Origin of the sequence: Pseudomonas sp. GM102 (genome assembly GCF_000282555.1) — a bacterium.
Taxonomy (GTDB): Bacteria; Pseudomonadota; Gammaproteobacteria; order Pseudomonadales; family Pseudomonadaceae; genus Aquipseudomonas.
Map to the genome: position 1 here is coordinate 1 of NZ_AKJB01000125.1, position 5,820 is coordinate 5,820.

At 61.2% G+C, this 5,820-nt stretch carries 3 protein-coding genes and 2 pseudogenes; 3 read left to right on the plus strand and 2 right to left on the minus strand.

Going from position 1 to position 5,820, the window contains the following annotated elements; all coding sequences use genetic code 11:
- Positions 1–9 precede the first annotated feature (9 nt).
- Complete coding sequence (locus PMI18_RS32025) at positions 10–765, minus strand: methyl-accepting chemotaxis protein (protein WP_443200881.1); 756 nt, start codon at positions 763–765, stop codon at positions 10–12.
- A 102-nt stretch (positions 766–867) separates the two neighbouring features.
- Positions 868–2,157, minus strand: a pseudogene (locus PMI18_RS32030) (HAMP domain-containing protein); the annotation flags it as partial.
- Positions 2,158–2,586: 429 nt separating this feature from the next.
- On the opposite strand from PMI18_RS32030, the gene PMI18_RS03185 reads away from it, so the two are divergent.
- The 3 genes and pseudogenes from PMI18_RS03185 (at position 2,587) to PMI18_RS32040 (ending at position 5,726) form a co-directional block, all read left to right on the plus strand.
- Positions 2,587–3,903 carry a Na+/H+ antiporter family protein gene (locus PMI18_RS03185; RefSeq protein ID WP_162130608.1) on the plus strand — a complete coding sequence of 439 codons (1,317 nt, stop codon included), beginning with the start codon at positions 2,587–2,589 and terminating at the stop codon, positions 3,901–3,903.
- Between the two features lie 146 nt (positions 3,904–4,049).
- Positions 4,050–4,868 (plus strand): annotated as a pseudogene (locus PMI18_RS32035) (cache domain-containing protein); the annotation flags it as partial.
- Positions 4,869–4,970: 102 nt separating this feature from the next.
- Positions 4,971–5,726: a methyl-accepting chemotaxis protein gene (locus tag PMI18_RS32040; RefSeq protein WP_390176104.1), complete on the plus strand. Its 756-nt coding sequence runs from the start codon at positions 4,971–4,973 to the stop codon at positions 5,724–5,726.
- The last annotated feature ends 94 nt before the right edge of the window (positions 5,727–5,820 follow it).

Genomic DNA, 5,820 nt, shown 5'->3' on the forward strand with positions numbered 1-5,820 from the left:
GCGGGTACATCAGACCCGAAACTGATCCATCAAGCCCTGCTGCTGATTCGCCAGGCTGTTTAGCGACTGGCTCACCCGCGCCGATTCATTGGCCTGCCCCGACAGCGATTCGGTCACATCCCGGATGGTCGCCACGTTGTTGTTAATCTCCTCGGCCACTGCGCTTTGCTCTTCAGCCGCACTGGCGATTTGCAGATTCATGTCGCTGATCACCGTCACCGCATCACCAATCTGACGCAATGCTGTCACTGCCTGACCAACCTGCTCGACACTGCCCTGAGCCTGACGATGGCTGTTGTTCATCGAACTCACCACGTCCTGAGTACCGCTCTGCAACTGCTCGATCACCAGGCGGGTTTCCTCCACGGACTCCTGAGTACGCCGCGCCAGGTTGCGCACTTCATCGGCCACCACGGCAAAACCGCGTCCGGCTTCACCGGCCCGGGCGGCTTCGATGGCGGCGTTCAGCGCCAAGAGGTTGGTTTGTTCGGCAATGGCACGAATGACTTCCAGCACCGAACCGATTTTCTCGCTGTTCGCTGCCAGTCCTTCGACCTGCACCATGGCCGCGCTCATGTCGGCGGCGAGGTGGTCGATGCTGGCGGTGGTGCGGCCGATCACAGTCAAACCCTGGCGGGTCGCCTGATCGGCATCGCGCGCCGCTTGTGCCGCTTGCGCGGCGCTACGGGCGACGTCCTGGGCGGTGGCGCTCATTTCGTGGGACGCGGTGGCGACCTGGTCAACCTGACGGTATTGCTGTTCCATGCCGGCGCTGGTCTGGGTGGCGATGGCGGACGACTGGTCCGCCGTGCTGCGGGCGTCCTGCACCGAGCGCTTCACTTGGGCGATGATCGGTTGCAGCTTGTCGAGGAAACGGTTGAACCAACCGGCCAACTGGCCCAGTTCATCCTGCTTGTCGTAGGCCAGGCGCCGGGTCAGGTCGCCTTCGCCGCTGGCAATGTCTTCCAGCATGCGGGCCACGCCGAGGATCGGTCGGGTCACGCTACGTGCCATCAGCCACACCAACAGCAGACCGACGAGCGCCGCCAGCACACCCAGGCACAGTTCAATCAGCGTACCGGTGGTGTTGCTGTCGTCGAGTTGTTTTTTCAGCGCTTCGGCGGGGCCGACCAGGACCTTCTCCGGCACGTCGAGCAACACGCCCCAGGATTTGCCACCGGGAATCGGCTGGAACGGTGACAGCACTTTCAATTGCTGGTTGCTGTGCAGGCTTTCGGTTTTGCTGCTGGTGGTCAGCCTGCGGAGCAATTCGGCACCGTTGCGGGTGTCGACAGCGTCCAGGCGCTGGCCGAGCTTGCTGGCGTCCGGGCTGTAGGCGGCAAGCAGACCGACCGGGCTGACGATGCTGACATTGGTCTGGCCGTCATAGAGTTTTTTGCTGGCGCTCTGGCTGATCGTTTGCAGGCTGTTGAGGTTGATGTCCACCGACAAAGAGGCAATGACTTTGCCGTTGACCATCAGCGGGAACACGATGCTGGTCATCAGCACGTTCTGGCCGTCGATCACATAGAAGTAGGGTTCGATCACGCAAGGCTTGAGCGTAGTGCGCGGGCAAGTGAACCAGGCGTTGGCCGGGTCGCCGCTGGGGCCGGTGCTGGTGTCGGCCATGTCGCTTTCCGGCAGGGCCATGGAGGTCACCTTGCCAGGCACAGGTTGCGACCAGTACAGGGCGAAACGACCCTTCTCGTTACTGCCAATCTCTGCCTGATCAGCGAACAGTTCGTCCTTGCCGTCCAGCGCATTGGCCTCGAACACCAGGGACAGGCCAAGCAGTTCCGGGTTGGCTTGCAGGGCCGACTTGACCTGCCGGGTCAAGTCTTCACGCAGGTCGAAGGCATCGAGAAAGCGCTTTTCGGCCTGATCGCGCAAAAACAGCACCTGCCGCGAGAAACCATGGCCATATTGATAGGCGTCCATGAACTGCTGACGAATGCCCAGCGCCTGGACTTCACCCTGGGACTCGATGCGCGCCTGGGCGGCTTCGGTGAGCATCTCCATGCTCGAGGCTTTCACCAGCGCGGAGCTGTGCTCCATGCGATACAGCGAAAGACCTACCAGCAGGGTCACGATGCCCGCCAGGCACAGCCCGGCCAACAGGGTGATTTTCCATTGGATGGAAAGTTGTCTGAGCGACATGGGAACGTCCTTTTATTCGATAAATATCTGAGACTTTGCACTGTAGCGGCCGGGATTTGGCTTTCTTTATGTCGCAGGCTGAATAACAAATTCCGATCACTGCACACTTCTGTGGCGAGGGGGCTTGCCTGTGGCGAGGGAGCTTGCTCCCGCTGGGGCGCGAAGCGGCCCCCGGCATTTAGTCAGACAACCCGCGTCGGCAGTTTACGACTGCTTCGCAGCCGAACGGGAGCAAGCTCCCTCGCCACAGGCAAGCCCTTGCCATCGGGGGATCGCAATCCGTTACACATCGGCAATGGGTGTTGGCTTTGACAAGGCCGCAGCGGTCCGGCACAGTGCGCGCCCTCTAATAAAACCCATTCTTCAATCCGCCGGCAGCTCATGCAGACTGCTGGCCGGACTCATTCCGTTTGCCTTGAGGTAACGATGATTAATGCAGTAATTGCCGCGGTCGGCATCATGCTGATACTCAGCCTGTCCCGCGTGCATGTGGTGATCGCACTGATCGTGGGCGCGCTGGTCGGTGGCTTGACCGGTGGCCTGGGCATCGACGCGACCCTGAAAGCCTTCAACAATGGCCTCGGCGGCGGGGCGACGGTTGCGTTGTCCTACGCTTTGCTCGGCGCATTCGCGGTGGCCATCGCCAAGTCCGGCCTGGCCCATGCGCTGGCCGACAAAGCCCTGGCCATGGTCGATCGCCAGCACGCCAACGGTGGCGGAAATGTCAAATGGCTGCTGATCGGTTTGCTGTGGGTGGTGGCCATCGCCTCGCAGAACATTTTGCCGATTCATATCGCCTTTATCCCGTTGCTGGTTCCGCCTCTTCTCTATGTACTGACCAAGCTGCAACTGGACCGTCGATTGATTGCCTGTGTTATCACCTTCGGTTTGATCACGCCGTACATGTTCCTGCCCGTGGGCTTCGGCAACATCTTCCTCAATGAAATCCTGCTGGCCAACGTCGCCCGCAGTGGCGTGGATATCAGCGGAATCAACGTCACCCATGCCATGGGTATCCCGGCACTGGGCATGGTTTTTGGTCTCGCGGCAGCCTTCATCAGCTATCGCAAGAAGCGCGTTTACGATCTGGAAAAGATCGAGCAGGTCGAACAGGTCGCAGTGCAATACAACCCGTTGAGCTTGATGGTGGCCGGCCTGGCCATCGCCGCCGCGTTCATTATTCAGTTGCTGCTGGACTCGATGATTATCGGGGCGTTGGCGGGTTTTCTGATTTTCTCGGTGTCGGGGATTGTGAAGTGGCGCGACACCGATGACCTGTTCACCGAAGGCATGAAGATGATGGCGATGATCGGCTTCATCATGATCGCCGCGTCCGGGTTTGGCGAAGTGATCAAGGCCACCGGGCAAGTGCAGACACTGGTCGAAACCTCGGCCTCGTGGATCGGCCACAGCAAAGCCATTGGCGCGCTGCTGATGTTGCTGGTGGGCCTGTTGGTGACCATGGGCATTGGCTCGTCGTTTTCCACCGTCCCGATTCTGGCGGTGATTTTCGTGCCGCTGTGCGTGCAACTGGGTTTCAGCCCGATCGCCATCGTGTGCATCGTTGGCACTGCTGGCGCATTGGGCGATGCCGGGTCACCCGCCTCGGACTCGACCCTGGGCCCGACCTCCGGTCTGAACATCGACGGCCAGCATCACCACATCTGGGACACCGTGGTCCCGACCTTCCTGCACTACAACCTGCCATTGCTGGCGTTTGGCTGGGTGGCGGCGATGGTCCTCTGATTTCGCTCCCGTAGGAGCCAGGCTTGCCGGCGAAGGCGATTTCGAGGACGCCTTCGCCGGCAAGCCTGGCTCCTACAGTTTTACGTTGGCCTGCCGTTATAGCCTTTAACCACGCCAACAAAATCAAAAGAGTGAACGTCATGCGCATGAGCCTGAAGGCTAAAGTCCTGTCCCTTGCCGTCCTCCCGGTGCTGCTCTTTGCGCTGGTCATCAGCCTGACCACGTTGTTCATTCTGCAGGAGCAGGCCCGCAAGGAAGTCGAGCAAACCCGTCAGCGCCTGCTCAGCGATGCCAAGGCGACCCTGCAAAGTTACGTCGCCGTGGCCATGACCACGATCAAACCGCTCTACGACGCGGCCGCTCCCGGCGATGACGCGGCACGGGCGCAGGTGATCAAGTTGCTGTCGAGTATCACCTACGGCAAGGACGGCTACTTCTTCGGCTACGACTCCAACACCGTGCGCCTGTTCAAGGCCAACAGCCCCGAAGGCGTGGGCCAGAGCTTCAAGGACAACCGCGACCCGAACGGCGTCTACGTCAACCGTGACCTGGTGAAAGTCGCCAAGGACGGTACCCATTACTTGCAATACAGCTCGACGCTGCCCGGTAACACCCAAGTGCTGGTGCCCAAGCTCGGCTACACCGAATACCTGCCGAAGTGGGACATGGCGGTCGGCACCTCGGTCAACCTCGACGGCATTGAAGCTCAAGTGGCGGTGGTCGAGGCCAAGGTCCAGGAACGCATGCAAGGCGTGGTGCTGAGCATTGTCGGGATTGCCGTGGTGGTGCTGTTGGTGATTGCGGTTGCCGGGATGCTGCTGGCCAACACCATTCTGCGTCCGCTGAACCTGATGAAAGCCAACCTCGACGACATCGCGGCGGGCGAGGGCGACCTGACCCGGCGCCTGTCCATCACCAGCCAGGATGAACTCGGCGAACTGGCCGGCTCGTTCAACCGTTTCGTCGACAAGATCCACGGTTTGGTACGCCAGATCACTGAAATGACCTCGCAACTGACCGGGCTGGTGAATCAGGTCTCCGATCAGGCCCAGCGCTCGGATCAAGCCATGGAGCGCCAGCGTCACGAAACCGATCAGGTGGCCACGGCGATCAATGAGATGTCGGCGGCGGCCCAGGAAGTGGCCAAGAGCGCGCAAAACGCGGCGGTCGCTGCCCAGCAGACCGACGAAGAAGGTCAGGCCGCCAAGCGTGTAGTGGCCGGGAGCATCGTGAAGATTCATGCGCTGGTGAACGACATTCGCAGCAGTGGCGTGTCGCTCGACAGCTTGCAGAAAGACGTGTCGTCGATTGTCAGCGTACTCGGGGTGATCCGTTCGATTGCCGAACAGACCAACCTTCTGGCGCTCAACGCCGCCATTGAAGCGGCCCGCGCCGGTGAGGCCGGGCGTGGTTTTGCGGTGGTCGCCGACGAAGTGCGGGCATTGGCCAGTCGCACGCAAATCAGCACCCAGGAAATCCAGGGCATGATCGACCGCTTGCAGGCCGGCACCCAATCGGCGGTCGAAGCCATGCGCCGCTCCAGCGAGGCCGGCGACGGCACGTCGGCCCAGGCCAACGAGGCGGGGGCGTCTCTGGACGCCATGGCCCAGTTGATCGGCACCATCAACTCGATGAACGCCCAGATCGCCAGCGCCGCCGAAGAGCAAACCGCCGTGGCCGAAGAAATCAACCGCAGCGTGCACCAGATCGCCGTGGCCGTAGACAGCGTCGCCGACGAAACCCAGCTCGGCGCCCAGACCTCGCGCAGCTTGGCCGACCTCGGTCAGCGCCTGGGCAAATTGGTCGGGCAGTTCCGTATCTGATTGATAGTGCTCGAACCTGTAGGAGCGAGGCTTGCCCGCGAAGAACGATGACGCGTAATACCTGAAAAACCGCGGCGCATTCTTCGCGGGCAAG

Excerpts from the sequence above, each read along its gene's own strand:
- PMI18_RS32040 (WP_390176104.1), top strand. The coding sequence starts at position 4,971 with ATGGAGCGCCAGCGTCACGAAACCGATCAGGTGGCCACGGCGATCAAT.
- PMI18_RS32025 (WP_443200881.1), bottom strand. The coding sequence starts at position 765 with ATGGAACAGCAATACCGTCAGGTTGACCAGGTCGCCACCGCGTCCCAC.